The organism is Candidatus Poriferisocius sp. (assembly GCF_965204145.1).
Lineage (GTDB): Bacteria > Actinomycetota > Acidimicrobiia > Acidimicrobiales > Bin134 > Poriferisocius.
Map to the genome: position 1 here is coordinate 923,482 of NZ_OZ241977.1, position 25,328 is coordinate 948,809.

Below are 25,328 nucleotides of genomic sequence, written 5' to 3' on the forward strand. Positions count from 1 at the left end.
GGACGCCTAGCCCAGGGCGATTTCGGCGATGGCCGCGACGGTGGCCGCCATGTGGGACCGTTGGCCGGCGTCGATGGCCTCGTAGACCTCGTTCATCCGGGCCGAAGTGATCTCCTCAGCCCGCTGGTGTACTGCTTTGAGGGGCTCGGGGTCGGGGAAGGGTCCGGGCCAACCGAACATCTGGGCCTGCTCGGACCCGAGTTGGGCGACCACAGCCTCGACGGGGGACATCCCCACCGCGCTCAGCCCATGTATGTGGAATCCGAATCGCAGTTCGCGCAAAGTCTGGAGGGCGAGGCCGGTCGCCGCGGCCGGATCATCGGGCACGGGCATGGCCTTCCACCCGGCGTACAGAACCTGGCTCATCGGGTCGGTGGCATCGAACACCGCCCGGGCTGCGGAGGCGAAGTCGGCCAGGCCGTCGAGGTGCCCGAACGTGTCGCTGGCCCACTGGCCGATGCCGCTGGCAAGAGCCGCAGCCGCATCCGGCGGCGACCCCTGCTCCTTGGTCTGGCTCCAGCCCATCTCGACAAAAGATGGGCTGAACAGGGCGAAAGCCGACACCACCACGTCGGCAGCCACATCACCCAAGACCCCGCCTCGGCCACCCACATATCCGGATAACCCGGAAAAGCCGGCTTCCGCCAGAGCGGCGTTCGTCGTTTCGCTGAAGTAATAGCTGCGTCCGAGACCAGCGATAGGGAGCGCAGTGGCAGCCGCCACTTCCTCTGGGGTCATGGCGCCGCAGCCTATCTGGTGCTATGAGGCGATGAGGAAGGGAAGCACAAGGCCCCAGTTGGTGAGCAGGAATCCAGCGAACATCATGATGTTGAGGCGCGTCTGCTTGGCCAATGAGGAGTCGATGTAGGCCCGGAGTTCCGCGAACTCGGCGCGATTCTCCGCCCGGTGCTCGGCGAACTCACCTCGCAAGGTGGTTTCGAGCACCCTCAGGTCGTCTTTGGTGGCGAGTTGATCACGCCCTTCGGGGAGGATGCACTGCATTAGGGTTTCAGTGGGCTCCTCTCCTATAACGGTGACCAAGCGGTTCACCAGCTCGGTGCGCTGTATTTCGCTGACCGGCATGTCGGGGTCCTTCTATGGCTATAGAGGGGGAACCCTGGTGCCGATAAGGCCGATGCCGGTTCCGATGCCATTTGCAGGCTAACGGCAGCAGTTCTTGCCAGCAACAATCAAACGAGTGAGACGAAACTGGCCTATCTTGCCTGAGCCGGACCCTCAAATGCGGATTGTCACAGTTGCCGGTCCTCTATTCAGGCACAGTTCCCCAACATGTGACGGTGGTCCGGTCGGCGCGGATGCCGCAGGAATGCTGGCCGCCGGTTGCGACGGCGATGAACTGGCCGCTGGGTGCGTCGGCTACGCCCGAGGCGTTTTGACCCCAGCAGGTGACGGTCTTGTTTGGGCGGAGGGCGCACGAGTGGATGCCGGAACTAGCGATAGCAGTGAATTGGCCGCGGGGCGGGTTGGCTTGCCCCTTGTCGTTATCGCCCCAGCAGGTGATGGTCAGGTTGGTGCGCAGCCCGCACGGGATTGGAGGAGTCTGAGGGGGGCTGCCCGTCTAGACAGCCCCCGGGGACGGCGTGGGTGTCGATGTTGAATCGGCAGCGGTAGGCGTTGAGCAGCGATTCCTGGGCGCGGACCAACTGGTCACGCACGGCGACGTCCCGTTGGGTGGGTGCTTGTTGTGCCGAAGCAGTGCTCGCAGCCGAGGTGATGGCTCCTGCTACCAGCGCGACCGTGACGAGTGCGACGACGAGAAGATTCTTGATGTTGCTGAACATAGTGCTTTGTTGTTTTTTTGGTGTTCCAGATAGACGTCTAGCTGGGGTCTCTTCTAGACAAACGTCTAGCTGCGATGTTTGGTTCCAACGTGTTTGAGTAACCGGACTGTCACTTTATGCCGCATCAACGGTGCCAAGGCCGCGGACAGCGCCAGAGTGAGGAGTGATGGGGTCAGACGAGGCCGTCGGCCTTGGCTTGGGCGAGGCGGTCGTCGTCCCAGCGGAGCAGTTCGGCGTAGACCTCGGCGTTGTGGGCGCCTATCGGGGGGCCGGGGTGGTCGATGGTGCCGGGGGTCTCGCTGAGGGTGGGGGCGGGGGAGGGCATGGGCACCGATCCCAGCACTTCGTGGGGCACCAGGGTGACGCTGTTGCGGGCCTGCACCTGGGCGTCGGCCAGGAGGCCGGGCAGGTCGTGAACCGGAGCCACTGGGATGCGGGCCTCGACGAAGACGGCTATGGCCTCTTCCAGCGTGCGTTCGGCAATCCAGTCGGCCACCAGGGTGTCGAGCTCGTCGTTGTGGGCCAGGCGGTCGGCCATGCGGGCGAATTTGGCCTGGTCTTCGGGGCCGTCTCGTCCGGTGAGGGTGAGGATGCGCTCCACTTGGCGGTCGGTGGTGCCCGACAGGCACAGGTAGCGATCATCGGCGGTGCGGTAGATGTTGCGGGGGACGCCGGTCTCCAAGCGGGAGCCGAATCGTGCCGGGGGAGGGTCGTCACCGTCGGGGTCCCAGGCGGCCAGGGTGCTGCCCATCAGGGTCAAGATGGGCTCGTACATCGACACGTCCACATGCTGTCCGCCGAGGCCATTCACATCCCGGCCGTAGCAGGCCACCAGCGCGCCGATGAGGCCGAAGATCCCGGTGAGGGTGTCGCCCAGCGGGATGGAGGTGAGCATGGGCGGCCCGTCGGCCTCGCCGGTCATGTGAGTGAGCCCGGCGAAGGCCTCGGCCATGGTGCCCGCGCCGGGCCGGTCGGCCAGCGGGCCGGTATGCCCGTAGGGGCTGACCGACACCATGACCAGATCGGGATTGATGGCCCGCATCTGCTCCCAGGTGCAGTCCCAGCGCTCGAGCATGGCGGGGGAGTAGTTGTGGACCAGCACGTTCACTTGGGCTACAAGCTGGCGGAGGATGTCGCGGCCCTCAGGCTGGTTCAGGTCGCAGGTGATGACCCGCTTGTTGCGCGACACCATGGCCCACACCAGCGACTCCCCGTTGCGGCTGGCCCCGATGCGGCGTAGGGCCTCGCCGGACGGTGGTTCGATCTTGATGACATCGGCGCCGAAGTCGCCCAAGAAGGTGGCTACCTGAGGCGCGGCCAGGAACGACGAGATGTCCAGCACCCGAAGGCCGGCGAGCGCTCCTCCGGATTGCGTCATTGGCTACCCAAGGCGAAGGGGAGGTCGGTGGTGAGCAATTGCATAGACGACACCTCGTTGACGAGCGGCTCACCGGCCAGCAGGCGCCGGAGGTTGTCGCAGAACAGCTCCGCGCCTCGATCCCAGCGCCCGATGCCCCCGCCGGAGGAATGGGGGGTGAGCACCACCTTGGGATGAGTCCAATAAGGGTGGTCGGGTTCCAGAGGTTCGGTGTTGAACACATCCAGAATGGCGGTGGCCAAGCGGTCGCCCTCCAAGGCCCGCAGCAGGGCCTCATCGTCGACCAGCTTGCCTCGGGCGATGTTCACCAGCACCGACCCAGGCTTCATGGCCGACAAGAAGTTCTCGTCCACCAGGTTCTCAGTTTCAGGGGTGGCGGGGGCGGCCAGCACCACCACGTCGGCCTCGGGCAGGGCAGCGGGCATCTCGGCGGGCGAGATCATGGCGTCCACCGGCTCGTCGCCAGTTGGGTGGCGGCGCACGCCGGTGATGTGGGCCTCGAACGCTTGGGCTCGACGGGCGGTCTCGGCGCCGATGGCCCCGAGGCCGATGATCAGCCAGCGGGATCGCCAAACCTCCCGGAAATTGTGATGCTCCCAACGGATTTCGGCCTGGGCGGCCCGCCAGCGTCCGGCGTCTTGGAACACATCGAGCACGGCCCGCAGCACGAATTCGGCGATGGGGATAGCGGTGAGATGGGCATTGCACATTCGAGCCCCTCGGCTCATGAGCCGTTGGTACTCCTTGAGATCTACCCCGGCGGCTGCCGACTGGAGCCAACGGAATTCGGGCGCGGCCTCCACAATCTCGAAGAACCGGTCGATCAGCCCACCGAAGAACACGTCGCTTGACAGCCACCCCACCTCGGGGTGGGCGTTGGAGGGGCCATGGAGCACGCCGTCGTCGGCCAGACGCAGCCACTGGAGGCCGTGATCCTCGTTGTCGAGAGCGTCGAAATAGGACCGGTGCTGCCCATAGGCCTTCTCGGTCACTAGCGCGAACACCTCGTGGATGTTATGGCACCGATGGGCTAGCTAGAAGACAGTGAAGAAAAATAGTCTATATCAATAATTTTCATTCACTATTGACTCAGGCAAGCCCCACTGGAATACTCCAAGCGGGGCTTGCCCCTGGCTAGGGCAAGCCTTAGGGCGGGGAGGTCCACTCTCCCCGCCCATCAGGGCTAGTTCCGAAAGCTAGCCCAACACCTAGCGGTGGGCAAGCGAATTATCTGAACTTTCAGATTGCTTCGGTCTTTCGTGAGATCCTGGCTAGCTGGGGAAACAGATGCCGCGGTTTGCTTGGTTTCTGCGTTGTGAGAGCACCCCTGTAGCCTGAGTGGAGTTGTGGAATCTGCTGTCCGGCTCCGGGCCGCTGTGACGTTGTTGGGGCGGTTTCCCGCCTTGGCCGGAGTTGATCTCGACATCACGCCGGGGGAGATCGTCCTGCTGAAAGGGCCCAATGGGGCGGGAAAGACCACCCTGCTGCGCCTCTGCGCCGGGCTGTGCGCGCTTTCCACCGGCCAGGGCTGGGTGCTGGGTCATGATCTGAGCTCGGAGCGGCGAATGGTTCGCCGCCGAGTGGCGCTGCTGGGCCATCGCACCGGGCTGTACGACGACCTCACGGTCACCGAGAACGTGGCCTTTTGGGCCCGAGCCGCGGGGGCAGGCCGCCAAGAAGTCGATGAGGCACTGGAGCGGCTCTCGCTCACCGGGCGGCTGGCCGACACCCGGGTGGCACGGTTGTCGGCCGGTCAGCGCCGGCGGGCCTCGATCGCCTCGCTTGTGGTGCGGCGGCCCGAGCTGTGGCTGCTGGACGAACCCCATGCCGGTCTGGACCAGCAGACCCGCGACACCGTGGACACGCTGGTGCGCGGTGCGGCTGGGGCGGGGGCCACGGTGGTGTTGGCCACCCATGAGCTGGAGCGCATTGCGGTGCTGGAGCCTCGGGTGGTGAGCGTGGTCGGGGGCATGGTGCGGGGTGACGACCCGACTGATTCTCAGAACCCGGATTTTCCTTCGGACGCAGAGGACGACCGCCGTGTTTCGTGATGCATGGCTGATCGCGGGCAAGGATCTGCGGATCGAGATGCGCTCTCGGGTGGGGCTCAACCAGATCGTGCCGTTCGCGGTCACGGTGCTGGTGCTGTTCGCCTTCGCGCTGGACACCGACCAAGAGGCCCTGCGCACTTATGCGCCGGGGCTGTTCTGGGTGACGGTGCTGTTGGCCTCGCTGCTGGCCATTGGCCGCTCGTTCGCAGTGGATTTGGCCGACGGGGCTGCCGACCGGCTGCTGTTGTCGGGCATCGACCCCATTTCGGTGTTCGGGGGCAAGGCGGCCGCCATCGCCGTCCAACTGGTGGTGCTGGAGGTGCTGTTGGGGGCGGGGGTTGTTCTGCTGTTCGACGTGACCGTGTACCGCTATGGCCTGCTGGTGTGCGCCGGGCTGGCCGCGGCCGCTGGAGTGGCCACCGCGGGCACTCTGTACGGAGCGCTGGTGGCCGGACTCGGGGTGCGGGAGACCCTTTTGCCGGTGCTGTTGCTGCCGGTGGTAGCCCCGGTGCTCATCGGCGCCACTAGGGCGTTTCAAGACGCATTCGGGGTGGCCGGTGCGGAAGGTTGGGCCTGGTTGGGCCTTTTGGCCGGTTTCGCCGCAATCTATGGGGTATTCGGAGCCCTGAGCTACGGGGCTCTCTTGGAGGAAGCGTGACCACGGCAACCACCGAGTCGACGGGGACCGGCGACGGCATCCCGGCGACCACGTCGTCGAGGGCCACGAAAGTGCTGGGCTGGCTGACGCTGGCCGGTTTTGCGGTGCTGGTGGCGCTGGCCTTCGCCTGGGTACCCGAGGACACCCGCATCACCGAGCAGGGCGACGTGGTGGGCCAGTTCGACGCGGTGCGCCTGATGTTCGTGCATGTGCCGTCGGCCATCTTGGCCTACACCGGTTTCGGGCTGACCTTCTTGGCCAGCCTGGCCTATCTGCGGTGGCGCACCGATTGGTGGGACATGATGGCCCACGCCTCGGCCGAGATCGGCGTGGTGTTCGGGGTGCTCACCCTGGTGACCGGCTCCATCTGGGGCCGCCCCACCTGGCAGACGTGGTGGGAGTGGGGCGATGTTCGCCTGGTGACCACTCTGGTGATGGTGCTGGTGTTCATCGGCTATCTGGCCGTGCGGCGCATCCCCGCCGACGCCGCGGTGAAGGCCCGTCGTTCGGTGGTGATCGCCCTGGTGGGGGCAGTAAACATCGTGATTGTGAACCGCTCGGTGGACTGGTGGGAGAACCGCACCCTGCACCAGCAGTCCACGCTCATCGCTCGCAAGATCAGAGACGAGACTCTGTTCACTCTGTCGTTCTCGTTCGCGGTGGGCATGGTGCTGTTCGCCTGGCTGCTGCTGCACCGCTTCCGCCTGTCCTACCTTCAGAGCCAGATAGAACAGCTCGAAGTGGACGAGGCTTTGGAAGAACGGCGAGCAGAGTCGAATATGCAGGACGGATATCTATGACGCATATGGGCTATCTCATCGCCGGTTGGGGCATATCGGTGGCCGCGGTGGTGGCGTACGCGGGTTGGGTGCTGGTGCGGGGCCGGTCGCTGAGCCGGCGGGTGCCCGAGAACCGCCGCCGCTGGATGATGCCCAATGACTGACGCTCCCCCCGAGGACACAGTCGATCCCGGCGAGGCGATGGACCTCAGCCCCCGCCCTGCCCGCCCTGCCCGCCGGGGTATCCGGCGCTGGGCGCCGGTATTGGTGGTGGCAGTCGTGGCTTTGGCCATCGGGCTTGTCCTTTGGAGGGTTCTGGCCGATGCCACCCTGGTATTCCGAGAGGTGGACAATGCGGTTGAGCTCCGGGAGGAGTTGGGCGACGACCGGTTCCGGATGATCGGGTCCCCGGTGAGCGGCTCGCCGAAGAACATCACCTTGGACGACGGTCGCCCGGCGGTGGCCTTCTCGGTGACCCTCGACGGGGTGGTGGCCGACGTGGTCCATACGGGTGCGACGTCCGACCAATTCCAGCCCGAGGTGCCGGTGGTCATCGACGGCCATTGGGTGCGTAGCAGCGCCTATGCCGGGGTGGCCGACGACGGCTGGTACTTCGCCAGCGATCGGATGCTGGTCAAACACGACAACGACTACCGGGTGGAGAACCAAGACCGCATCGAAGACGCCGAAGAGCGCGGGCAATACGAATGACCGGTGGCCGCTGCCTCCCGAAGGATGAGCTGAGGCCGTGAACGTGAACATAACCCTGGGGGTTTTGGGCATCGCGGTGGCGATGGCTTCTGCCGCCATCGGGCTGTTCATGGTGGCCGCCCGCCAACTCCAGCGGGTGCAGCTCTGCGCCTGGCTGGTGCTGGGCGGGGCGGCGTTGTCGGTGTTCGCCATGGAGCGGGCCCTCATCACCCGGGACTTCTCGGTGTCGTACGTAGCCGAGAACGGCAGCCACGCCACCCCCGCGCTGTTCAACGTGGCCACCCTGTGGGCTGCGCTGGAGGGCTCGATCCTGCTGTGGGCGCTCATCCTGGCGGGGTATCTGGTGCTGGTGGCCACCAAGTTCCGCCACCGCATGCACGACCCGCTGGTGGGCTGGGCCATGGCCGTGCTGTTCATCGTGTGCCTGTTCTTCTTCGTGCTGATGTTCAACTGGCCCAACCTCGACCTGGCCCAGCCCTTCCGGAGGGTGGACGTGCCGCCGGGCTACAACGGCCCCGGTCCCAATCCATTGCTGCAGAACCACTGGCTGATGGCCGTACATCCTCCGATGCTGTACCTGGGCTATGTGGGGTTCACCGTGCCCTTCGCCTTCGCGGTGGCTGCGCTGGCCACCGGGAGGCTGGGGGAGGGGTGGCTGGTGGAGACCCGGCGCTGGACCCTGTTCGCCTGGGCCTTCCTCACCGCGGGGATCATCCTGGGGGCGTGGTGGTCGTGGGACGTTCTGGGCTGGGGCGGCTATTGGGGCTGGGACCCGGTGGAGAATGCCTCGCTGTTGCCGTGGCTCACCGGCACCGCGTATCTGCACTCGGTGATGGTGCAGGAGCGCCGGGGAATGCTTCGAGTGTGGAACCTGTCGCTGGTGTGCGCCACGTTCGCTCTCACCATCTTGGGCACGTTCTTGACCCGCTCGGGGCTGGTGGACTCGGTCCACGCCTTCTCGGCCGACGCGGTGGGACCGGCGCTGCTGGTGTTCTTCGCCATCGTGGTGGTGGCCACCGTGGGGCTCATCGCCTGGCGGGGCGACCGACTGCGCTCGCCAGGGCAGATCGACTCGGCCCTGTCAAGAGAGGCCTCGTTTCTGGCCAACAACCTGCTGTTCGGGGTGTTCGCTTTCGTGGTGCTGTTGGGGACGGTGTTCCCGCTGATCGTGGAGGCGCTCAACGGCGACCGGATCAGCGTGGGCACCCCGTTCTTCGACCGGATGACCATGCCGGTCGGGTTGCTCCTGCTGTTCCTGATGGCGGTGGCTCCGGTGCTGCCGTGGCGCAAGACCACCGCCGAGCGGCTGTCGGAGCGCCTGATGTGGCCGGGGTGGGCGGCGGTGGCCGGACTGTTGATCGCCCTGCTGGTGGGGGCTCGGGGACTGGCCCCGCTGCTGGCGTTTGGCCTGGCCGGCTTTGCGGGGGGCGCAGCGGTGCGCCAGTTGGCATTGGCCACCCGACGGCAGGGCTGGCGAGGCCTGGTGGGGAGGGCCAACGGCGGCATGGTGGTGCACATCGGCGTGGTCGTGGTGGCGGTGGCGCTGGCCGCCAGCAACAGCTACCTGCACCAAAGCGAGCTGACCGTGGAGCCAGGGCAGACGGCCTACGTCAACGGCCACGAGATCGTGTATGTGGGCACCCAGGAGAAGGTGTTCGACAACAAGACCAAAGTCGAGGCGGTGGTGCTGGTGGACGGCTCGGTGGTGCGCCCGGGGGTGAGCCGGTTTGCCAACGGCGGCGTGGTGCGCACGCCCGGCACCAAGTCGTCGCCGGTTCGCGACATCCAAGTGGCGGTGCTGGACCTGCCCGACGGGCCTGATGGTCCGGCCGGGTTGCGGGTGACCGTGCAGCCCCTGACCTTGTGGCTGTGGATCGGCGGCGCAATCATGCTGTTGGGCGCGGTGTTCTCGGCCTTCCCCGGCCGCCGCCGCTCGCCCACGCAGCCGGTGTCGGCGCCGGTGCCGGGAGTTCCCCTTCGAGACCGCGAGGTGCCGGTTGCCTGAACCGTCGCAGCCCGCTGACCAGCCGGTCGATTCCGATCAGCCCGACCAGCCGCCGCGGCTGCGAACGGTTCGATGGGTCGTGCTAGCCGTCGGCGTGCTGGCTGCGGTCCTGGTTGTGGTGTTGGCGGTGTCGGAGCGCGACCGGAGGGGGCCGCCGGTGCCCGACTTCGCCCCAGAGTTCTCCGGTGAGACCCTCGACGGGGGCAGCTTCGACATGGCCGCGCAGCGAGGCCGATGGGTAGTGGTCAACTTTTTCTCCACCTGGTGCGTGCAATGCGTGGTGGAGCACCCCGAGCTGGTGGCGTTCCACGACCGCTATCGCGGCGAGGCCAATGTCCGGTTGGTGAGCGTGGTCTTCCAGGATGAAGTGGACGTCATTGCCCAGTTCTTCGCCGAGCGGGGTGGTGATTGGCCGGTGGTGATCACCAACACCGGCCGAACAGCAATCGACTTCGGAGTGACCGCGGTGCCGGAGACCTATCTGGTGGATCCCTTCGGGCGGGTGGTGTCCAAGTTCACTGGCGGCGTGACCCTGGACGGGCTTGAGGCCCAGCTTGGGCGGGCAGGGGCGCCGTTGTGATCTCCCGGCGCCGAAAGGTGATCTTGTCGTGGCTCCTGGTAGGTGTGGCGGTAGCTACCATGCTGGTGTTCGGGGTGGTGGACGGCCGCGACGACCGCACCAATGCCGAGCGGGCCCACGACATCGGGGCCACCATTGCTTGCCCCCAGTGTGTAGGGCAGTCGGTGGTGGAGTCGGACGTGGCCATCGCCCGGGAAATCCGAGCCGAGATTGGGCGTCTGGTGGTGGCCGGGCACAGCGACGACGACATCCGGGCCCGGTTCGCTGAGCGCTACGGGGACTGGGTGATCCTGACGCCCTCGACCTCGGGGGTGAGCGGGCTGGTATGGGTCATTCCGGTGGTGGGGCTGGTGGTCGGTGTGGGGCTGCTAGCGGTGACCCTGAGCCGGTGGCGGCGGGCGAGCATGACTGGTGAAGAAGTCTCGGATCAGGACCGCGCCCTGGTTGAATCTGCCCGAGCTGGAATGAGAGAGCGGCGTGATGGATGATGAGTGGGAGTTTTGGCTGGAGTCGCTGGATGATCTGGACGAGGAGTTGGACGCGGGTGACCTGGAGCAGGAGGATCATCAGGCTCTAAGCCGGAGCTATACCCGCAAGGCGGCTGAGGCGCTTCGGGGCGATCAGGAGCAATCCGAAGTGTCAGATGGCCGGGGGCGGGGCAAGCTGATCGCAGTGGTGGCGGGGTTGGTAGTGGTGGGTGTCGTGGCCGGGGTGTTCTTGGCTCGAGCGGTGGGGTCGCGTCATTCGGGGGACACCATCACCGGGAACGACGCGGTGACCAGTGTGCCCGGCCTCTTGAGAAACGCCGAAGAGTCGGCCGCGGCCGGAGACTTGACGGAGGCCATTGCCATCTACGACCAGGTCTTGGAGCGGTCGCCGTCGAACCCAACCGCGCTGGCCTACAAGGGGTGGTTCCTAGCGTTGGAGGGTCGAGAGGCCGAGGCCGCCGATGTCCTCGCCGATGCGGTGGTTGTCGCGCCCGACTATCCCGACGCCCGGGCGTTTCGCGCCATATTGCTGTACCGCACTGGCGACTGCTTTGGCGCGGCAGAGGAGATCGCCGCTTTCGATGCCGCTGATCCCCCCGAGTTCATCTCCCAACTGGTGGAAACCCAGGGCCTGAGGACCAACATCGGCCTCTGTCAGATCGCGTTGCAGGCCCAGGAACAGTTCCGGTCCCTCGCTGATCTCGGACTAGCCCCCGACGATGCCGTGGCCGCGGCCCGCGCCCTGTGGGACCCCACCACTCCCAACCAAGGCGACCCGGCACTGGCGCTGCGGGTATACGAGGCAGTCCTGGCCGACCACCCCGACCACCCCGGAGCCCTGACCTACAGCGGCGTGATGCTCACCCAGACCGGCCTCGACGATCAGATCGCCGAAGGCGCCCGCCGCCTCACCCAAGCAGTAGCGGCCGCCCCCAACCACCCCGAGGCCCGCCTCTGGCGAGCCTGGCTGGCCATCGGCCTCGGCCAAACCGACCAAGCCCACACCGACCTCGACTACCTGGACACCCTCAACCCCCCACCTGAGATCGCCCGCCTATCCGCCGACTTGCGCGCCCGACTGGGCTGACAAGCTCCGAATCCCCCCGAAGTACTTGGTTGATGCCGGAATTCTGTCGGATTCGTGAAGTACTGCCAGATGCAACTAGTACCACCCGGCCTCTTGGCATCTAACAGGTTCATCTAGCTACGGGAGCAGATTTGAATGGAGCAGGAGAAGAAGTTCGAAAGCAATGAGAAGCCGCTATTGGATCTTCTTAACATGGCGGCAACCGGTCGGCTCCAACTCCCGGACTTTCAGCGCGGTTGGGTCTGGGATGACAACCACATTGTGAGCTTGCTGGCGTCCATTTCACTCTCTTATCCAATCGGTGCGGTGATGACTCTTCGTACCGGCAATCCAGATGTGAAGTTTCGGCCTCGGCTATTGGAGGGTGTCGAGGTGGGCGGTGAGTTGGAGCCAGAATTTATGCTCCTTGATGGCCAGCAACGGATTACGTCGCTATTCCTGGCCCTACACTCTCCGAAAGCAGTACCGACCCGTGACGCCCGGGGCCAAGACATGCTCCGCCACTATTATGCGAATATCGATGCCTGCATCGATGAGTTTGATAGTCGCGAGGACGATGGCATTGTAAGTGTGCCCGAAGATCGCAAAGTCACCACCGACTTTGGCAGACGAGTAGTACTGGACTTGTCGTCACGAGAGGCCGAAATTGCGGCTGGTCACTTTCCATTGGACATCGTCCTCGACGGGAGCGCGACGATGGACTGGCAGATGGCGTATCTCACCGACGGGCCGAGGGAGCCTTCCGAGCGCTTGGAGAATTGGAAGCGGTTCGCCGAGGAAGTAATCAAGCCCTTCACCTCCTACCAAGTGCCAGCCATTGAACTTGCCAAGTTCACACCGAAGGAGGCTGTCTGCCAGGTCTTCGAAAAGGTCAACACTGGAGGCGTATCCCTCACTGTGTTCGAGCTGCTTACAGCGATGTTCGCCGCTAGTGATTTCAATCTCCGCGAGAACTGGAATACACGCAAGCAGAAGTTCGATGAACACCCGGTTCTGGGTCAATTCTCAGCAACGGATTTCTTGCAGGTTGTAACGCTGCTCTCCACGTTCGAAGCGCGAGCCAGACACATCGCGAGTGGGCAGGAAGGCGAACGCGCTCCGGCAGTCTCCTGCAAACGAAAGGACGTGCTGCTCCTCAATTTGGCTGATTATGAGAAGTGGGCTGAAGTTGCTGAGGAGGCCGTACTAAGGGCAGCACAATTTCTGCATTCAGAGCACATCTTCTCGGCGCGCGATCTGCCCTACACGACCCAGCTTGTGCCCCTTTCCGCGATCTTCGCCCAACTCGGACACGAGGCCGATGGCTATGCATCGTCCCAGCAGCTACGCCAGTGGTTCTGGTGCGGCGTATTTGGCGAAATGTACGGGGGTGTCACCGAGACACGGTTTGCCAATGATCTCCAAGACGTCGTCGCCTGGATTCGCGAAGGTGTTTCCACACCGCGCACGATTGAAGAAGCGCAGTTCCAAGACACGCGTCTGCTGACGCTGCGCACGAGAAACAGTGCGGCCTACAAGGGCCTGTACGCCCTTCACAGATGCTGCGCGGTGGCAGGGACTTCCGTACCGGAAAGCCAATCGATGTGCATGCCTATTTTGAACACAACATTGATGTGCATCACCTCTTCCCCGATTAACAGGATCATCGGAGGGGATGCACCGAGTCAGTATCTGGAGAGGTTGGAGGAGCGCTATGTCAAGGATCCAATTGAGCTTGATGCAATCTTGCAGTCGCATGACGTGGACTCGCCAGCACTGCGCCGGAACGACTTCAAGTCCTTCTTCAACCTTCGATTCGAGCGGCTTGTTGCCCAGATCGAAGAGGCGATGGGTAAGCCAGCCAACCGTTCAGCGGTTCTCGATGAGAGTCCCCTTGTTGCCTAGTTGTGGCGCCACGACCATGGGTGTGTGGCTGCCCTAGCCAGGATCAAGTTGTCACTGGTGTCGGTAGACTTGTGACATGGCTGTAGAGGCTTTGACCAGGGATAACGCTGCTGATGGTGTTGATGTTGCGGTGTTGGCGGCGGTGGATGTGCGGGGACTGGACTCGGCTGGTTTGGATGCTCGGTTGCGGGCGTTGGGACGGGTACAAAGCAGGGTCGCTGGGTTGATTTCCGAGGTGGTGGCGGAAAAGAAGCGCCGGTCTCGGGTGGGCGACACGGTGGATGGGTTGTTGGGCGGGTTGCGGATGTCGTCGCATCAGGCTCGCAAAACGATGAACGAGGCCGCGCAACTTGAGAAGCTGGCAGCAACCCGGGATGCGTTGATGGATAGCCGGATTACACCGGAGCACGCCCGGATCATGGGCACCGCTTCGCAGAACGGTCCGCTGAATGAGAAGAAGATGCTGGCCGCCGCGGAGGCTGAATCGCCGGATCAGTTCCGCAAGACGATGCGGGACCACCAAAGCGAGTTGGCCGGTGACGATGGGGAGGCCCGCCGGGAGCGTCAGCGCCAGGCTCGCACAGCTAGCTTTTCTGAGCGCGACGACGGGATGTGGCAGCTGTTCGCCTTGTTCGACCCGACCGCGGCGGCCCGTATCCGCAAAGCGATGTGCGCCAAGACTGATGCCGATTGGCGCCTCGACAACAGTCGCCGAGGCAAAGAGCACATCTCGCACAAGCATCGCAGGGCCGATGCGCTTGAGCAGCTGATCACCCGCCAGGCCAATGGCGACGGCAATGGCCAGCCCCAGGGCACCACGCTGGTGCTGATGGCCGACTACGACCTCGTAGACAACAAGATGGGGAACCCCCGCCTCGCTGACGGCACTCCGCTCCCGCCATCGGAGTCCCACACGCTGGCTTGCGACGCTGACATCCTCTGCGGTCTGTTTCGGGAGGCCGACACGGAGCCCATCTGGATGGGAACCACCAGCCGTCACCCGATTTTCGCCCTCCGAGCAGCCCTCGAAGCCCGCGACGGCGGCTGCGTGGGCTGTCGGGCAGGGCCTGAATGGTGCGTATCCCACCACATCGTCGAATGGCAACACGGCGGACCTACCCAACCCGACAACCTCGTGCTGGTCTGCCACTCTTGCCACGACAAGATTCACCACAACAACTGGGCAGTCGAAAAACATCCCGACACCCGTCGCAACTACCTCCGACCCCCCTGGCAAAAGCCGCCCGAGACAAGTGGGAGTCCACCTCTACGCTGCTGATCAAGGGCAGTAAGTTGGTAGCGCATCAAATGCGAGAGGCGGAGCAGAGAAAAGCTCGCCGACATCTGGTGAAGAATGGGCTTCCACCCGATGTGCTCAACAGGCCCTCGCGGTCTCTGGCCAATCAGCAATTCGTTGCTGGTTGCTTCTAGCAGTCTGGAGACATAGCCAGGGTCGGAATCAATTGCCTTGGCGAGTTTGCCCACTCCGAAGGGGGCAGCAATTCGGCCAATGTGTGCAGCAGCGCCCACGTTCGAGGGCCTCGGACGTGGGCGCTGCTGCATCGGCTAAGGAGATGGGTCGCGCCTAGCTCTGTCGGTGCAGACGACGAGCCCCTGGTCGGACATTGGTTTACTGTGGGGGATCGGCCTGCCCGGCATCGTTCCAGCCCCAGCAGGAGATGGTCTGATCGGCCCTTATGGCGCACGAATGGTAGTGGCCGGTTGCGATGGCAGTGTGTTGGCCTGCGGGCGGATTGGCCTGCCCGTCATCGTTCAAGCCCCAGCAGGCGATGGTTTGGTCAGCTCTTATGGCGCACGAATGAAAGGCGGTTGTAGCGATGGCGGTGTGTTGGCCTGCGGGCGGATCGGCCTGCCCGTAGCCGTTCCAACCCCAGCAGGCGATGGTGTCGTCGGCTCGGACGGCGCACGAATGGTCGCTGCCTGCTGCTATGGCGGTGTACTGGCCTATGGGTGGATCAGCTTGCCCGGCCCAGTTGTCGCCCCAGCAGGCGATGGTGCTGTCGGTTCGCAGCCCGCACGTATGGCGGCTGCCTGCTGCGATGGCGGTGTGCTGGTCTGTGGGCGTATCGGCTAGACCGGCGGCATAGGTACCCCAGCAGGCGATAGCGTTGTCGGTCCTTAAGGCGCACGAGTGGGAGTTGCCTGCTGCGATGGCGGTGTGTTGGCCTGCGGGTGGATCGATTTTCCCGAAAAGGTTGTCGCCCCAGCAGGAGATGGTTTGGTCGGCTCTTATGGCGCACGAATGGGAAACACCTGCTGCGATTGCGGTGTACTGGCCTGTCGGCGGATCGGCCTGCCCGTCATCGTTCCAGCCCCAGCAGGCGATGGTCTGATCGGCCCTTATGGCGCACGAATGGAGACCGCCTGCTGCGATGGCGGTGTATTGGCCGGCGGACGAGTCGGTTGTGGAGCAGGAGACGAGCACAACCGTCAAGGACACCAAAAGTGGGCTTATTCGCATAATGAGCGGAGGATAACGGCGTTGCACGCCACCGTTGAAGCCCTGAGCCCAGTGGGGGAACTCGTCACGGAGCTTATCGCCGCGCTTAAAGCGACGGTTGCCGCGGCCGGAACCGTTTTCGACCAGCACACAATCAAGGCTGTAAGAGACGACATGACTGCGCTTACCGAAGAAGTGGAACTGCTGCGAGACGGTATTCGCGCAGAACGAGACGAAGCCCGCCAAGAACTCGCCGAGATACAAGCCAAGGTGCAAGCACTGCCCGAGCGGGTTCGCAACAAACACGGTCTGAACTGACCCACTCACCGCGTCATCTCAAGTCTTCATGTGCCTCTAGCATGATCTCAACGCGATTGGAACCACTCTTCTCTGGATACTCCAGCGTTTCTCAAGATTGTCCTTAGAAGTCCAACGCTTATGTCTTCGGATCGATGATTGTTGGGGATGGTGATGGCCACGCCGTCCTTGTACATCGTGTCGTGTTTGGACCCCTTGAATGGGCCTTCCCAACCGAGATTCTTGAATCGCTGAATGAGTTTGACTCGGCTTATCGGAGCCAGTCTCTGACCCATTAGAGTTGGTTGAGTTCAATTCCACCCATTGGGGGTATGTCCTTGTCGGACTTGCTCAGTTTGATTGAGACCCAATCAAACAACGCTGATTCCAAGCTCTGCATGGCTTCTTCGTGCGAATATCCGTAGCCCAAAGCGCCCTGAACGCCTTCCACTGTGGCTTCTATGCCTCCGTCATCTTGGATGTCGCGGATCACTGCACAAGAAATTGCCGCGGCAATCCATTGACGAACGAGTTTTTCGTCGGCTACGGGAGTTGTCGGAACACTTGTCGACAGCGTTGGAGTTCTTGTGGGGAAAGCGTGAACAGGGTCAGGCTTCTGGGTCATATGCGCTCATCCTACTGTCGGCAATTTCATGCAACAACATGCATTTATGGCCAATTGAGCAGGGCACGGGAACCGAGGTGACCCATTCCGACAGTCAGTTGTGGCTGGGGTGGGTGGGGTAGTGGGTGAACCAGGAGATGGGGGAGGGCTGGCGGGCGAGTACGGCGGGCCAGAGGTCGCCAGGGTCTTCGGTAAGGAGGTCGTCGGGGTGGGCGTCGACCACGAACCAGGCGCCGGATTCGATCTCATCCTCGAGCTGTCCTGGGGACCAGCCGGCGTAGCCGGCGAACAGGCGGACTCCGTCTACTGCGTTGGCCACCTCGTCGGCGTCGGCTTCTAGATCGAGGGTGCCCACCAGGCCGAGCACGGGGGTCCACCATCCTTGGTCGGGGTCTTGTCGCACTCGGGCCAGAGCCACCACCGACTCGTTGGACACCGGCCCGCCGATGAACATGGTGGACGGCGGGGCCAGATGCGGGGCCCACTGGGGCAGGGCGTCGCTGACCAGCATCCCCGACGGACGGTTCAGCACCACACCGGCGGCGCCCTCCTCCTGGTGGGCCAGCATCAGCACTACCGTTCGCTCGAAGTTCCCGTCGCCGATGAGCGGGGTGGCCACCAACAGCTTTCCGGTGGTGTCAGCCCCAGCATCCACTGCTACAGATTCTCCACCACGTAGTCGATGCAGCCGCACAGCGCGGCGATATCCGATGGGGGGATGGCGGGGAAGAGGGCCACCCGGAGCTGGTTGCGGCCCAGCGCCCGGTACGACTCAACGTCGACCACGCTGTTGGTTCTCAGCACAGCGGCTACCTCGTCGGCCGACACTCCGTCGAAGTCGATGGTGGCCACGACATGGCTGCGAATAGCGGTGTCAGACACAAACGGGGTGGTGAAGCCGCGGCTCTCGGCCCAGGTGTAGATGATGTCGGCCGACTGGTCGCAGCGGGTTGCCGCCCACTCCAGCCCGCCGTTCTCGTTGATCCACTCCACCTGGTGTACGGCCAGGAAAATGGTGGCCAGCGCCGGGGTGTTGTAGGTCTCGTCTTTGCGGGAGCTGCCCAGGGCGACGCCCAAGTCCAAAAACGGGGGGATCCAGCGGTCGGACGCCGCGATCCGCTCGATGCGCTCCACGGCGGCGGGCGAGCAGCAGGCCAGCCACAGACCTCCGTCGGCGGCCAGGCACTTCTGGGGGGCGAAGTAGTACACGTCGGTCTCGGCGGGGTCGAAGCGCAACCCTCCGGCCCCTGAAGTGGCGTCCACCAACACCAAGCCGTCGGCGGCTGGGCGGCGCAGCTCCATCGACACTCCGGTGGAGGTCTCGTTGTGGGTGAGGGCGTAGGCGTCGACATCGGGGTTGGCCACCGCATTGGGATGGGTGCCGGGTTCCGAGCTGATGATCTCGGGCGCCTCCAGATGTGGTGCGCCGGCTACCCCGGCCGCGAACTTGGCCGAGAACGCCCCGAAGCTCAGATGTTGGCTGCGGGCCTCGATCAGACCGAAGACCGCCGCGTCCCAAAAACCGGTGGTGCCGCCGTTGCCCAACACCACCTCATAGCCGTCGGGAAGGGAGAAAAGCTCGGCCACCCCGGCCCGGAGCCGGTGGACCACGTCTTTCACGGTGGACTTGCGATGGCTGGTGCCGAGGAAGTCGTCGGCCACCGCGGCCAAAGCGGCGGCGGCGTCGGGCCTCACTCGGGACGGCCCGCTGCCGAAGCGGCCGTCTTCGGGCAGAAGGTCGGAGGGAATGGGGATATTGGCGGTCTGGGCAACGCTGCTCACGACCTCCAACGTTACCCAGCATGAGCCCGCTTTCGGCGTTGCTTGGGGGTCTGAGAATTAAGCACCAATTTCCCGGCGACGGTGTGAAAAGCTGCGCTCATGGCTCGCATATCCCAGCGCATCTCCGCGATTGCCCCCTCGGCCACCCTGGCGGTGGACGCCAAGGCCAAGGCACTGAAGGCCCAGGGGGCGCCGGTGATCAGCTTTGGGGCCGGTGAGCCCGACTTTCCCACCCCGGCGGCCATCTTGGACGCGGCCCGAGCCGCGGTGGACGACCCGAAGAACCACCGATACTCCCCGGCCGGGGGCCTGCCCGAGCTGAGGGAGGCCATCGCGGCCAAGACCATGCGCGACTCGGGCTACGAAGTACAGCCGTCGCAGGTGGTGGTGACCAACGGGGGCAAGCACGCGGTGTACAACGGCTTCGCTGTCCTGCTGGATCCCGGCGACGAGGTGCTGTTGCCCGCGCCGTACTGGACCACCTACCCCGAGGCCATCGCCCTGGCCGGGGGGATGAGTGTGGAGGTGCCCACCACAGCCGACGACGGGTTCATGGCGACTGTGGACCAGCTCGAGGCGGCCCGCACCGACCGCACCAAAGCACTGGTGTTCGTGTCGCCGTCCAACCCCACCGGGGCGGTGTACCCCCGCGACCGGGTGGAGGCCATCGGCCGGTGGGCCGCCGACAACGACGTGTGGGTAATCACCGACGAGATTTACGAGCACCTGACCTACGACGACCACGAGTTCTGCTCCATGCCGGTGGTGGTTCCCGATCTGGCCGACCGCTGCCTGGTGCTCAACGGCGTGGCCAAGACCTACGCCATGACCGGTTGGCGGGTGGGCTGGCTGATCGGCCCTCCCGACGCCGCCGCCGCGGCGGTGAGCCTCCAGTCGCACCAGACCTCGAATGTGTCTAATGTGGCGCAGCGGGCCGCGCTGGCCGCGGTGAGCGGGCCCTTGGACGCAGTGGCGGAGATGCGAGCGGCCTTCGACCGGCGGCGACGAGCCATGCACAAGATGCTGAACGGAATCAACGGGGTGACCTGTTTAGAGCCCCAGGGTGCGTTCTACGCCTTCCCGTCGTTTGAGGGAGTACTGGGGCGTCCGGGGGTGCCCGACAACACCGCTGAGTTGGCCGGTTGGATCCTGGACGAGGCGCAAGTGGCTATCGTGCCCGGCGAGGCCTTTGCTGGCCCCGGCTATGCCCGGCTCTCGTTCGCCTTGGGCGACGACGACCTGGGCGAGGGCATCGGCCGCATCGCCGATCTCTTGCAGTGAGCGAGCCGGCAACCCTTCCCTACGGCAGCTGGCCGTCGCCCATATCGGCCCGGTCGATGGTGGCCGGCGCCGCCTTGCCGGTCAGTCTGTGGCACCAGCGGGGCCGGATGTGGTGGACCGAGTCGCGACCGGCGGAATCGGGTCGCAGCGCGCTGGTGTGCGACGGCGTCGACCTGTGGAGCTCAGCCTCGGTGCGGACCCGGGTACACAGCTATGGGGGAGGCGCTTGGTGGCCCGACGGCGCCGACGGGGTGTACGCCTGCGACGACGCCGACGGCCGCCTGTGGTATGTGTCGGCCGACGGTGCAGCCCGCCCGGTGACGCCCGAGCCCGCCTTCGCCCACGGATGGCGCTACGCCGACGGTCGAGCCCTTGGTGATGCCGCGGTGTGTGTGCGGGAAGACCACCACGCAGCCCGGGCGGCCCAACAAGAGGGGCGCACCCTGGAAGAGGCCAACCAGATTGTGCGGCTGAGCGGCGACGGATCGGCTGAGCCGGAAGTAGTGGCCACCGGAGCCGACTTCTACGGCTGGCCCCGGCCCAGCCCGGATGGCCAGCGACTGGCATGGGTCCAGTGGAACCACCCCAACATGCCCTGGGACCAAACCGAGCTGTGGGTGGACGGCCAGTGCGCGGTGGCGGGCATCGGCTCAGTGGTGGAGCCCCAGTGGGGCCCCGACGGCCGCCTCTACGTGGTGAGCGACCACAATGGCTGGTGGAATCTCTATTGCGTAGAAGGCACCGATCTGGTCGCGGTCTTCGAGCTCGACGCCGAGATGCACCGTCCGGCCTGGGTATTCGACGACCCCAGCTACGCGGTGTGCGACGACAACACGGTGGTTGTGGCGGCTATGCAGGGGTCGCTGGGCGAGTTGTGGGCCGTGCCCCCCGATGGTTCCGAGCCTGAGCTGCTTGATCTGCCCTGGACGTCGTATGTCAGTGTCCGCCCCGCCGGACCCCATGCCGTCTGCGCCATCGTCGCCTCGCCCACCCAGGAGCCCACCGCAGTGCGCATCGATGTCATTGATGGGACGCACGAGGTCATCCGTCCGCCGGCCCGGTCCGCAGTCGATTTGGCCTACCTGTCCTCCCCCCGCCCAATCACCTTTCCCACCACCGACAACGCCGAGGCCCACGGGCTGTTCTACCCCCCGGCCCATCCCACCGCTCAGGCCCCGGCTGGCGAGAAGCCGCCGCTGTTGGTGCTGGGCCACGGCGGGCCAACCGGTGCGGCCCGCAGCCAGCTTCAGCTCGGCATCCAGTACTGGACCAGTCGGGGGATCGGCGTGGTGGATGTGAACTACCGGGGCAGCACCGGCTACGGCACTGCCTACCGGGAAGCTCTCCAGGGCCAGTGGGGGGTGAGCGACGTGGACGACTGCGTGGCCGCCGCCCGGCACCTGGTGCGCACCGGCGATGCGGACGGCGACCGCCTCATCATCCGGGGCTCCAGCGCGGGCGGCTACACCACTCTGTGCGCGCTGGCCTTCCACAAAGTGTTCGCCGCGGGGGCCAGCCGCTACGGGATCGCCGATCTGGCCGCGCTGGCCACGGACACCCACAAGTTCGAGGCCCGCTATATGGACAGCCTGGTGGGGCTGTACCCCGAGGACGAAGAGGTGTACGAGGCCCGTTCGCCGATTCACTTCGTGGACGACTTCGAGGCCCCCATGATCGTGCTCCAGGGCTCCGAAGACGTGGTGGTGCCCCCCAACCAGGCCGAGATGATCGTGGCCGCCTTGGAGCAGCGGTCGATCCCGGTGGCCTACCTGCTGTTCGAAGGCGAACAGCACGGATTCCGCAAAGCCGAGAACATCGTGGCCGCGCTGGAAGCCGAACTCTCATTCTTCGCCCAGATCCTGGGGTTCGACCTGGCCGACGACATCCCGCCGGTGGCCATCCGCCGCTAGCAGGCAAATTCACTGGGGCGTCGCATATTGGTCCCCGGCCGGTCACAGGTCGCGGTTTATCCTGAGGGCCGATGGCCCGGGTATTGGTAGCAGAGAAGATCGCTGACATCGGGGTGGCCAAGCTCCGCCACGCGGGGCACGAGGTTGACGTCCGCACTGGGATGGGTCCCGACGAGCTGCTGGAGGCAGTGGCAGGAGTGCAGGCGCTGATTATCCGGTCGGCCACCCAGGTGACTGCCGAGGTGTTCGACGCGGGCAGCGACCTGGTGATCGTGGGCCGGGCCGGGGTGGGGTTGGACAATGTGGACGTGGACGCCGCCACCGAACACGGGGTGCTGGTGGTGAACGACACCTTGTCCAACATCATCTCGGCCGCCGAGCACACCATGGCGTTGATCTTGTCCCAGGCCCGGAACATCCCCCAGGCCCACGCCGCGCTAACCGACGGGCGGTGGGAGCGGGGCCGATGGGAGGGGATCGAGCTGAGCGACAAGACGCTGGGCATCATCGGGCTGGGCCGGATCGGCCGGCTGGTGGCCGAGCGGGCTATGGGATTCGCCATGCGGGTCATTGCCAGTGACCCCTATGTATCCGAAGAGGTGGCCCTCCACAGCGTGATGGACCTGGTGTCGCTGGAGGAGCTGGTGGCCCAGTCGGATTTCATCACCATTCATGTGGCCCGCACTCCCGAGACCGTCGGGCTGATCAACTCTGAGCTGTTGAAGCTGGCCAAGCCCAACCTACGGATCGTCAACGTGTCGCGTGGCGGCATCGTGGACGAGGCCGATCTGGCCGAAGCAGTGGCGTCGGGGCGTATCGCCGGGGCGGCTCTCGACGTGTTCGACGGCGAGCCCATCACTGAGTCCCCGCTGTTCGACCTCGACTCGGTGGTGGTCACCCCCCATCTGGGGGCCAGCACGGAGGAGGCCCAGAGCAAGGCGGGCGACGCCATCGCCGAGCAGGTGATGTTGGGGCTGGCCGGGGAGTTTGTGCCCGCGGCGGTGAACGTGCCGGCCAAGAATGTTCCCGACGTTTTGCGGCCCTATCTGCCGCTGGCCGAGCAGCTCGGACGCCTATTCGGAAATCTGTGCGATCGCCTGCCCGACGTGCTGGAGGTGGAGCTCATCGGCGAGATCGGCAAGCCCGACAACACGGTGGCGGTGATGTCGGCGGTGAAGGGGCTGCTGAGCGCGGTGTCGGACATGCAGGTCAGCTATGTGAACGCGCTCACCATGGCCCAGGAGCGGGGGATGGAGGTGCGGGGGATCAGCACGCCCACATCGAAAGACCATGTGAATCTGCTCACCGTGCGCGGCGCCGGGCACAGCCTCGGCGGGCGGCTGACCGGGGCCCGCCAAGAGCCCGTGCTGGTGCTGGCCGATGACCACAGCCTGCACATGCCGCCCGCCGCCCACATGATTTTGATCGCCAACGAGGACCGTCCCGGCATGATCGGCGCGGTGGGCACCCTGCTGGGCGACGCGGGCATCAACATCAACGACATGGACGTCGGCCAGTCGCCCACTGGGGAGGGCGCCTCTATGGTGATCGCCACCTCTCAGCCGGTGCCCAAGGCCGTGGCCGACGCCCTGGTGGCCATTGACGGTGTACAGGCTGCCCGCTACTTGGGCCTGGCCCCAGCCCAATCGTGACCGACCCGGCGGTACAGCCCAGGTGTTTGGAAAATACCGAGTGCTGACCTAGGATTGAACCGATGAGCCGCATCCACACCCACCTGCTGCTCTTGTAGGGCGAGCACCCAGAGGTGCTCGCCCCGACCCCCTGAACCCGCAAGGGCAGGGGGTTTTTTCGTGAGTCAACTCCAATCGAGGCCATTTCATGAAAACCGGATTACACCCCCAACAGCCGTCGGGAATGCCGATCCACAAATATCAGGCGTTCGAGCCGGTCAAGCTGATTGACCGGACCTGGCCCGACGCGGTGCTCACCGGCGCCCCCCGGTGGTGCTCGGTGGATTTGCGGGACGGCAACCAGGCCCTCATCGAGCCCATGAACCCCGAGCGGAAGTGGAAGATGTTCACCGCCCTGGTGGAGGCCGGCTTCAAGGAGATCGAGGTGGGCTTCCCCTCCGCGTCGGAGACCGACTTCCGGTTCGTGCGGGAGATCATCGAGCAGAAGGCCATCCCCTCAGATGTGCGCATCCAGGTGCTCACCCAGGCCCGCCAAGAGCTCATCGAGCGCACCTATGAGTCCATCGACGGCGCGGCCGACGCCATCGTCCACCTGTACAACTCCACCTCCACCGTCCAGCGCCGGGTGGTGTTCGGCCTCGACATGGACGGCATCGCCGAGATCGCCACCCGGGCCGCACAGTGGTGCCGCTCGCTGGAGCCGCAGGTTCCCAGTACCGAGGTGTATTACGAGTACTCGCCGGAGTCGTTCACCGGCACCGAGCTGCCTTTTGCCAAGCGGGTGTGCGACGAGGTGGTGGAGATTCTGGCCGACGGCCACGACAAGCCGGTGATCATCAACCTGCCGGCCACCGTGGAGATGTCCACCGCCAACATCTACGGCGACATGATCGAGTGGATGCACCGCAACCTGGCCCGCCGCGACCGGATCGTGCTCAGCCTGCACCCCCACAACGACCGGGGGACCGCGGTGGCCGCGGCCGAGTTCGGGCTCATGGCCGGCGCCGACCGGGTGGAGGGCACCCTGTTCGGCAACGGCGAGCGCACCGGCAACGTGGACGTGGTGAACCTGGCCATGAACCTGTTCAGCCAGGGGGTGGACCCCGAGTTGGACATCTCCGACATCAACGGGCTGCGCCGGGTGGCCGAGGACTGCAACCAGCTTCCCATCCACCCCCGCCACCCCTATGTGGGCGATCTGGTGTACACCGCCTTCTCGGGTTCGCACCAAGACGCCATCAAAAAGGGGTTCGAGGCCATGGAAGAGAGTGGCCAGACCTTGTTCGAGGTGCCCTACATCCCCATCGACCCCAAAGACGTGGGCCGCACCTACCAAGACGTGGTGCGGGTGAACAGCCAGTCGGGCAAGGGCGGGGTGTCGTACCTGCTCCAAGCCGAAGTGCAGCTGGACTTGCCCCGGCGGATGCAGATCGAGTTCAGCCGGGTCATCCAGCAGATCGCCGACGACACCGGCGAGGAGATCACCGCCGACCAGATCCACAGCGAGTTCGCCACCGAGTACCTCGACTTGGACGAGCCCTACCGGCTGAACGGCTACGAGTCGGCCCAGAACGCCCGGGGGGCCGACCGCACCGTGGTCACCGCCCGGCTGACTGCCGGCGACGACCAGGTGGTGGTGCACGGCGAGGGGGCTGGATCGCTGGACGCGTTCGTGAGCGGGCTGAACGAGATCATCGACTCCCCGGTCAAGGTGGTGGACTACCACGAGCACGCCCGGGGCGGCGGCACCGACGCCGAGGCGGTGGCCTATATCGAGCTCCTGGTGGATGGCCGCGAGCTATGGGGCTGCGGCATCCACACCGACATCACCACTGCGTCCATGCGGGCCATCGTGAGCGCGCTGAACCGGGCCTGTGCTGGGTTGGGGTGAGGATGC

27 protein-coding genes are annotated in these 25,328 nt (G+C 65.1%); 16 read left to right on the forward strand and 11 right to left on the reverse strand.

Going from position 1 to position 25,328, the window contains the following annotated elements; all coding sequences use genetic code 11:
* Nucleotides 1–6: 6 nt before the first annotated feature.
* The 6 genes from ACOGI7_RS04065 to ACOGI7_RS04090 form a co-directional block, all read right to left on the reverse strand.
* On the reverse strand, nt 7–738 hold the full coding sequence (locus tag ACOGI7_RS04065) for an SCO6745 family protein (protein ID WP_419850647.1): 732 nt from the start codon (nt 736–738) through the stop codon (nt 7–9).
* Between the two features lie 21 nt (nt 739–759).
* A complete protein-coding gene (locus tag ACOGI7_RS04070) occupies nt 760–1,083 on the reverse strand; it encodes a hypothetical protein (RefSeq protein ID WP_419850648.1) in 324 nt (107 codons plus the stop codon).
* A 184-nt stretch (nt 1,084–1,267) separates the two neighbouring features.
* Nucleotides 1,268–1,552 (reverse strand): hypothetical protein, encoded by a 285-nt coding sequence (locus tag ACOGI7_RS04075; protein ID WP_419851451.1) that lies wholly within the window; start codon nt 1,550–1,552, stop codon nt 1,268–1,270.
* On the reverse strand, nt 1,503–1,802 hold the full coding sequence (locus ACOGI7_RS04080; RefSeq protein ID WP_419850649.1) for a hypothetical protein: 300 nt from the start codon (nt 1,800–1,802) through the stop codon (nt 1,503–1,505). The genes ACOGI7_RS04075 and ACOGI7_RS04080 overlap by 50 nt, the downstream gene beginning before the upstream one ends.
* Nucleotides 1,803–1,974: 172 nt before the next feature.
* Nucleotides 1,975–3,180: a CaiB/BaiF CoA transferase family protein gene (locus tag ACOGI7_RS04085; protein ID WP_419850650.1), complete on the reverse strand. Its 1,206-nt coding sequence runs from the start codon at nt 3,178–3,180 to the stop codon at nt 1,975–1,977.
* Nucleotides 3,177–4,184 carry a D-2-hydroxyacid dehydrogenase gene (locus ACOGI7_RS04090; protein WP_419850651.1) on the reverse strand — a complete coding sequence of 336 codons (1,008 nt, stop codon included), beginning with the start codon at nt 4,182–4,184 and terminating at the stop codon, nt 3,177–3,179. The genes ACOGI7_RS04085 and ACOGI7_RS04090 overlap by 4 nt, the downstream gene beginning before the upstream one ends.
* A gap of 342 nt (nt 4,185–4,526) precedes the next feature.
* Here ACOGI7_RS04090 and ccmA point away from each other — a divergent pair, with 342 nt between their 5' ends.
* From ccmA to ACOGI7_RS04145, 11 genes are all read left to right on the forward strand, one after another.
* The gene (gene ccmA, locus ACOGI7_RS04095) at nt 4,527–5,231 is read left to right on the forward strand and encodes a heme ABC exporter ATP-binding protein CcmA (protein WP_419850652.1); all 705 of its coding nucleotides are present in this window, start codon (nt 4,527–4,529) and stop codon (nt 5,229–5,231) included.
* On the forward strand, nt 5,221–5,889 hold the full coding sequence (locus ACOGI7_RS04100; RefSeq protein ID WP_419850653.1) for a heme exporter protein CcmB: 669 nt from the start codon (nt 5,221–5,223) through the stop codon (nt 5,887–5,889). Before ccmA ends, ACOGI7_RS04100 begins: the two co-directional genes overlap by 11 nt.
* Nucleotides 5,886–6,689: a cytochrome c biogenesis protein CcsA gene (gene ccsA, locus ACOGI7_RS04105; protein WP_419850654.1), complete on the forward strand. Its 804-nt coding sequence runs from the start codon at nt 5,886–5,888 to the stop codon at nt 6,687–6,689. The genes ACOGI7_RS04100 and ccsA overlap by 4 nt, the downstream gene beginning before the upstream one ends.
* A complete protein-coding gene (locus ACOGI7_RS04110; protein WP_419850655.1) occupies nt 6,686–6,832 on the forward strand; it encodes a hypothetical protein in 147 nt (48 codons plus the stop codon). The genes ccsA and ACOGI7_RS04110 overlap by 4 nt, the downstream gene beginning before the upstream one ends.
* Entirely contained in the window at nt 6,825–7,379 is a 555-nt protein-coding gene (locus ACOGI7_RS04115; RefSeq protein WP_419850656.1) for a cytochrome c maturation protein CcmE, read from the forward strand. The genes ACOGI7_RS04110 and ACOGI7_RS04115 overlap by 8 nt, the downstream gene beginning before the upstream one ends.
* Before the next feature lie 37 nt (nt 7,380–7,416).
* A complete protein-coding gene (locus ACOGI7_RS04120) occupies nt 7,417–9,384 on the forward strand; it encodes a heme lyase CcmF/NrfE family subunit (RefSeq protein WP_419850657.1) in 1,968 nt (655 codons plus the stop codon).
* Nucleotides 9,377–9,964, forward strand: a complete 588-nt coding sequence (locus ACOGI7_RS04125; RefSeq protein ID WP_419850658.1) for a TlpA family protein disulfide reductase — start codon at nt 9,377–9,379, stop codon at nt 9,962–9,964. The genes ACOGI7_RS04120 and ACOGI7_RS04125 overlap by 8 nt, the downstream gene beginning before the upstream one ends.
* A complete protein-coding gene (locus ACOGI7_RS04130) occupies nt 9,961–10,452 on the forward strand; it encodes a cytochrome c-type biogenesis protein (protein WP_419850659.1) in 492 nt (163 codons plus the stop codon). Before ACOGI7_RS04125 ends, ACOGI7_RS04130 begins: the two co-directional genes overlap by 4 nt.
* Nucleotides 10,445–11,539: a tetratricopeptide repeat protein gene (locus tag ACOGI7_RS04135; protein ID WP_419851452.1), complete on the forward strand. Its 1,095-nt coding sequence runs from the start codon at nt 10,445–10,447 to the stop codon at nt 11,537–11,539. Before ACOGI7_RS04130 ends, ACOGI7_RS04135 begins: the two co-directional genes overlap by 8 nt.
* 135 nt (nt 11,540–11,674) lie before the next feature.
* The gene (locus ACOGI7_RS04140; RefSeq protein ID WP_419850660.1) at nt 11,675–13,423 is read left to right on the forward strand and encodes a GmrSD restriction endonuclease domain-containing protein; all 1,749 of its coding nucleotides are present in this window, start codon (nt 11,675–11,677) and stop codon (nt 13,421–13,423) included.
* Between the two features lie 76 nt (nt 13,424–13,499).
* Nucleotides 13,500–14,702 (forward strand): HNH endonuclease, encoded by a 1,203-nt coding sequence (locus ACOGI7_RS04145; protein WP_419850661.1) that lies wholly within the window; start codon nt 13,500–13,502, stop codon nt 14,700–14,702.
* A 351-nt stretch (nt 14,703–15,053) separates the two neighbouring features.
* Here ACOGI7_RS04145 and ACOGI7_RS04150 read toward each other — a convergent pair whose 3' ends face one another.
* Nucleotides 15,054–15,884 (reverse strand): RCC1 domain-containing protein, encoded by an 831-nt coding sequence (locus ACOGI7_RS04150; RefSeq protein ID WP_419850662.1) that lies wholly within the window; start codon nt 15,882–15,884, stop codon nt 15,054–15,056.
* A gap of 42 nt (nt 15,885–15,926) precedes the next feature.
* Between ACOGI7_RS04150 and ACOGI7_RS04155 the strand changes: the two genes are divergently transcribed.
* Nucleotides 15,927–16,202 (forward strand): hypothetical protein, encoded by a 276-nt coding sequence (locus tag ACOGI7_RS04155; protein WP_419850663.1) that lies wholly within the window; start codon nt 15,927–15,929, stop codon nt 16,200–16,202.
* 47 nt (nt 16,203–16,249) lie between these two features.
* Here ACOGI7_RS04155 and ACOGI7_RS04160 read toward each other — a convergent pair whose 3' ends face one another.
* From ACOGI7_RS04160 to serC, 4 genes are all read right to left on the reverse strand, one after another.
* The gene (locus tag ACOGI7_RS04160; RefSeq protein ID WP_419850664.1) at nt 16,250–16,477 is read right to left on the reverse strand and encodes a type II toxin-antitoxin system HicA family toxin; all 228 of its coding nucleotides are present in this window, start codon (nt 16,475–16,477) and stop codon (nt 16,250–16,252) included.
* Complete coding sequence (locus tag ACOGI7_RS04165; protein WP_419850665.1) at nt 16,477–16,806, reverse strand: type II toxin-antitoxin system HicB family antitoxin; 330 nt, start codon at nt 16,804–16,806, stop codon at nt 16,477–16,479. Before ACOGI7_RS04165 ends, ACOGI7_RS04160 begins: the two co-directional genes overlap by 1 nt.
* Before the next feature lie 94 nt (nt 16,807–16,900).
* Nucleotides 16,901–17,461: a YqgE/AlgH family protein gene (locus tag ACOGI7_RS04170; protein ID WP_419850666.1), complete on the reverse strand. Its 561-nt coding sequence runs from the start codon at nt 17,459–17,461 to the stop codon at nt 16,901–16,903.
* A gap of 2 nt (nt 17,462–17,463) precedes the next feature.
* The gene (gene serC / locus ACOGI7_RS04175) at nt 17,464–18,588 is read right to left on the reverse strand and encodes a phosphoserine transaminase (protein WP_419850667.1); all 1,125 of its coding nucleotides are present in this window, start codon (nt 18,586–18,588) and stop codon (nt 17,464–17,466) included.
* 99 nt (nt 18,589–18,687) lie between these two features.
* Here serC and ACOGI7_RS04180 point away from each other — a divergent pair, with 99 nt between their 5' ends.
* From ACOGI7_RS04180 to leuA, 4 genes are all read left to right on the forward strand, one after another.
* The gene (locus ACOGI7_RS04180) at nt 18,688–19,869 is read left to right on the forward strand and encodes a pyridoxal phosphate-dependent aminotransferase (protein ID WP_419850668.1); all 1,182 of its coding nucleotides are present in this window, start codon (nt 18,688–18,690) and stop codon (nt 19,867–19,869) included.
* Complete coding sequence (locus tag ACOGI7_RS04185; protein ID WP_419850669.1) at nt 19,866–21,779, forward strand: S9 family peptidase; 1,914 nt, start codon at nt 19,866–19,868, stop codon at nt 21,777–21,779. Before ACOGI7_RS04180 ends, ACOGI7_RS04185 begins: the two co-directional genes overlap by 4 nt.
* A 71-nt stretch (nt 21,780–21,850) precedes the next feature.
* Nucleotides 21,851–23,431: a phosphoglycerate dehydrogenase gene (gene serA / locus ACOGI7_RS04190; RefSeq protein ID WP_419850670.1), complete on the forward strand. Its 1,581-nt coding sequence runs from the start codon at nt 21,851–21,853 to the stop codon at nt 23,429–23,431.
* Between the two features lie 187 nt (nt 23,432–23,618).
* Nucleotides 23,619–25,322 carry a 2-isopropylmalate synthase gene (gene leuA, locus ACOGI7_RS04195; protein WP_419850671.1) on the forward strand — a complete coding sequence of 568 codons (1,704 nt, stop codon included), beginning with the start codon at nt 23,619–23,621 and terminating at the stop codon, nt 25,320–25,322.
* The last annotated feature ends 6 nt before the right edge of the window (nt 25,323–25,328 follow it).

Coding starts and splice junctions, on each gene's coding strand:
- ACOGI7_RS04065 (WP_419850647.1), bottom strand. CDS start 738: ATGACCCCAGAGGAAGTGGCGGCTGCCACTGCGCTCCCTATCGCTGGT.
- ACOGI7_RS04070 (WP_419850648.1), bottom strand. CDS start 1,083: ATGCCGGTCAGCGAAATACAGCGCACCGAGCTGGTGAACCGCTTGGTC.
- ACOGI7_RS04080 (WP_419850649.1), bottom strand. CDS start 1,802: ATGTTCAGCAACATCAAGAATCTTCTCGTCGTCGCACTCGTCACGGTC.
- ACOGI7_RS04085 (WP_419850650.1), bottom strand. CDS start 3,180: ATGACGCAATCCGGAGGAGCGCTCGCCGGCCTTCGGGTGCTGGACATC.
- ACOGI7_RS04110 (WP_419850655.1), top strand. CDS start 6,686: ATGACGCATATGGGCTATCTCATCGCCGGTTGGGGCATATCGGTGGCC.
- ACOGI7_RS04115 (WP_419850656.1), top strand. CDS start 6,825: ATGACTGACGCTCCCCCCGAGGACACAGTCGATCCCGGCGAGGCGATG.
- ACOGI7_RS04135 (WP_419851452.1), top strand. CDS start 10,445: ATGGATGATGAGTGGGAGTTTTGGCTGGAGTCGCTGGATGATCTGGAC.
- ACOGI7_RS04140 (WP_419850660.1), top strand. CDS start 11,675: ATGGAGCAGGAGAAGAAGTTCGAAAGCAATGAGAAGCCGCTATTGGAT.
- ACOGI7_RS04145 (WP_419850661.1), top strand. CDS start 13,500: ATGGCTGTAGAGGCTTTGACCAGGGATAACGCTGCTGATGGTGTTGAT.
- ACOGI7_RS04160 (WP_419850664.1), bottom strand. CDS start 16,477: ATGGGTCAGAGACTGGCTCCGATAAGCCGAGTCAAACTCATTCAGCGA.
- ACOGI7_RS04165 (WP_419850665.1), bottom strand. CDS start 16,806: ATGACCCAGAAGCCTGACCCTGTTCACGCTTTCCCCACAAGAACTCCA.
- ACOGI7_RS04180 (WP_419850668.1), top strand. CDS start 18,688: ATGGCTCGCATATCCCAGCGCATCTCCGCGATTGCCCCCTCGGCCACC.
- serA (WP_419850670.1), top strand. CDS start 21,851: ATGGCCCGGGTATTGGTAGCAGAGAAGATCGCTGACATCGGGGTGGCC.
- leuA (WP_419850671.1), top strand. CDS start 23,619: ATGAAAACCGGATTACACCCCCAACAGCCGTCGGGAATGCCGATCCAC.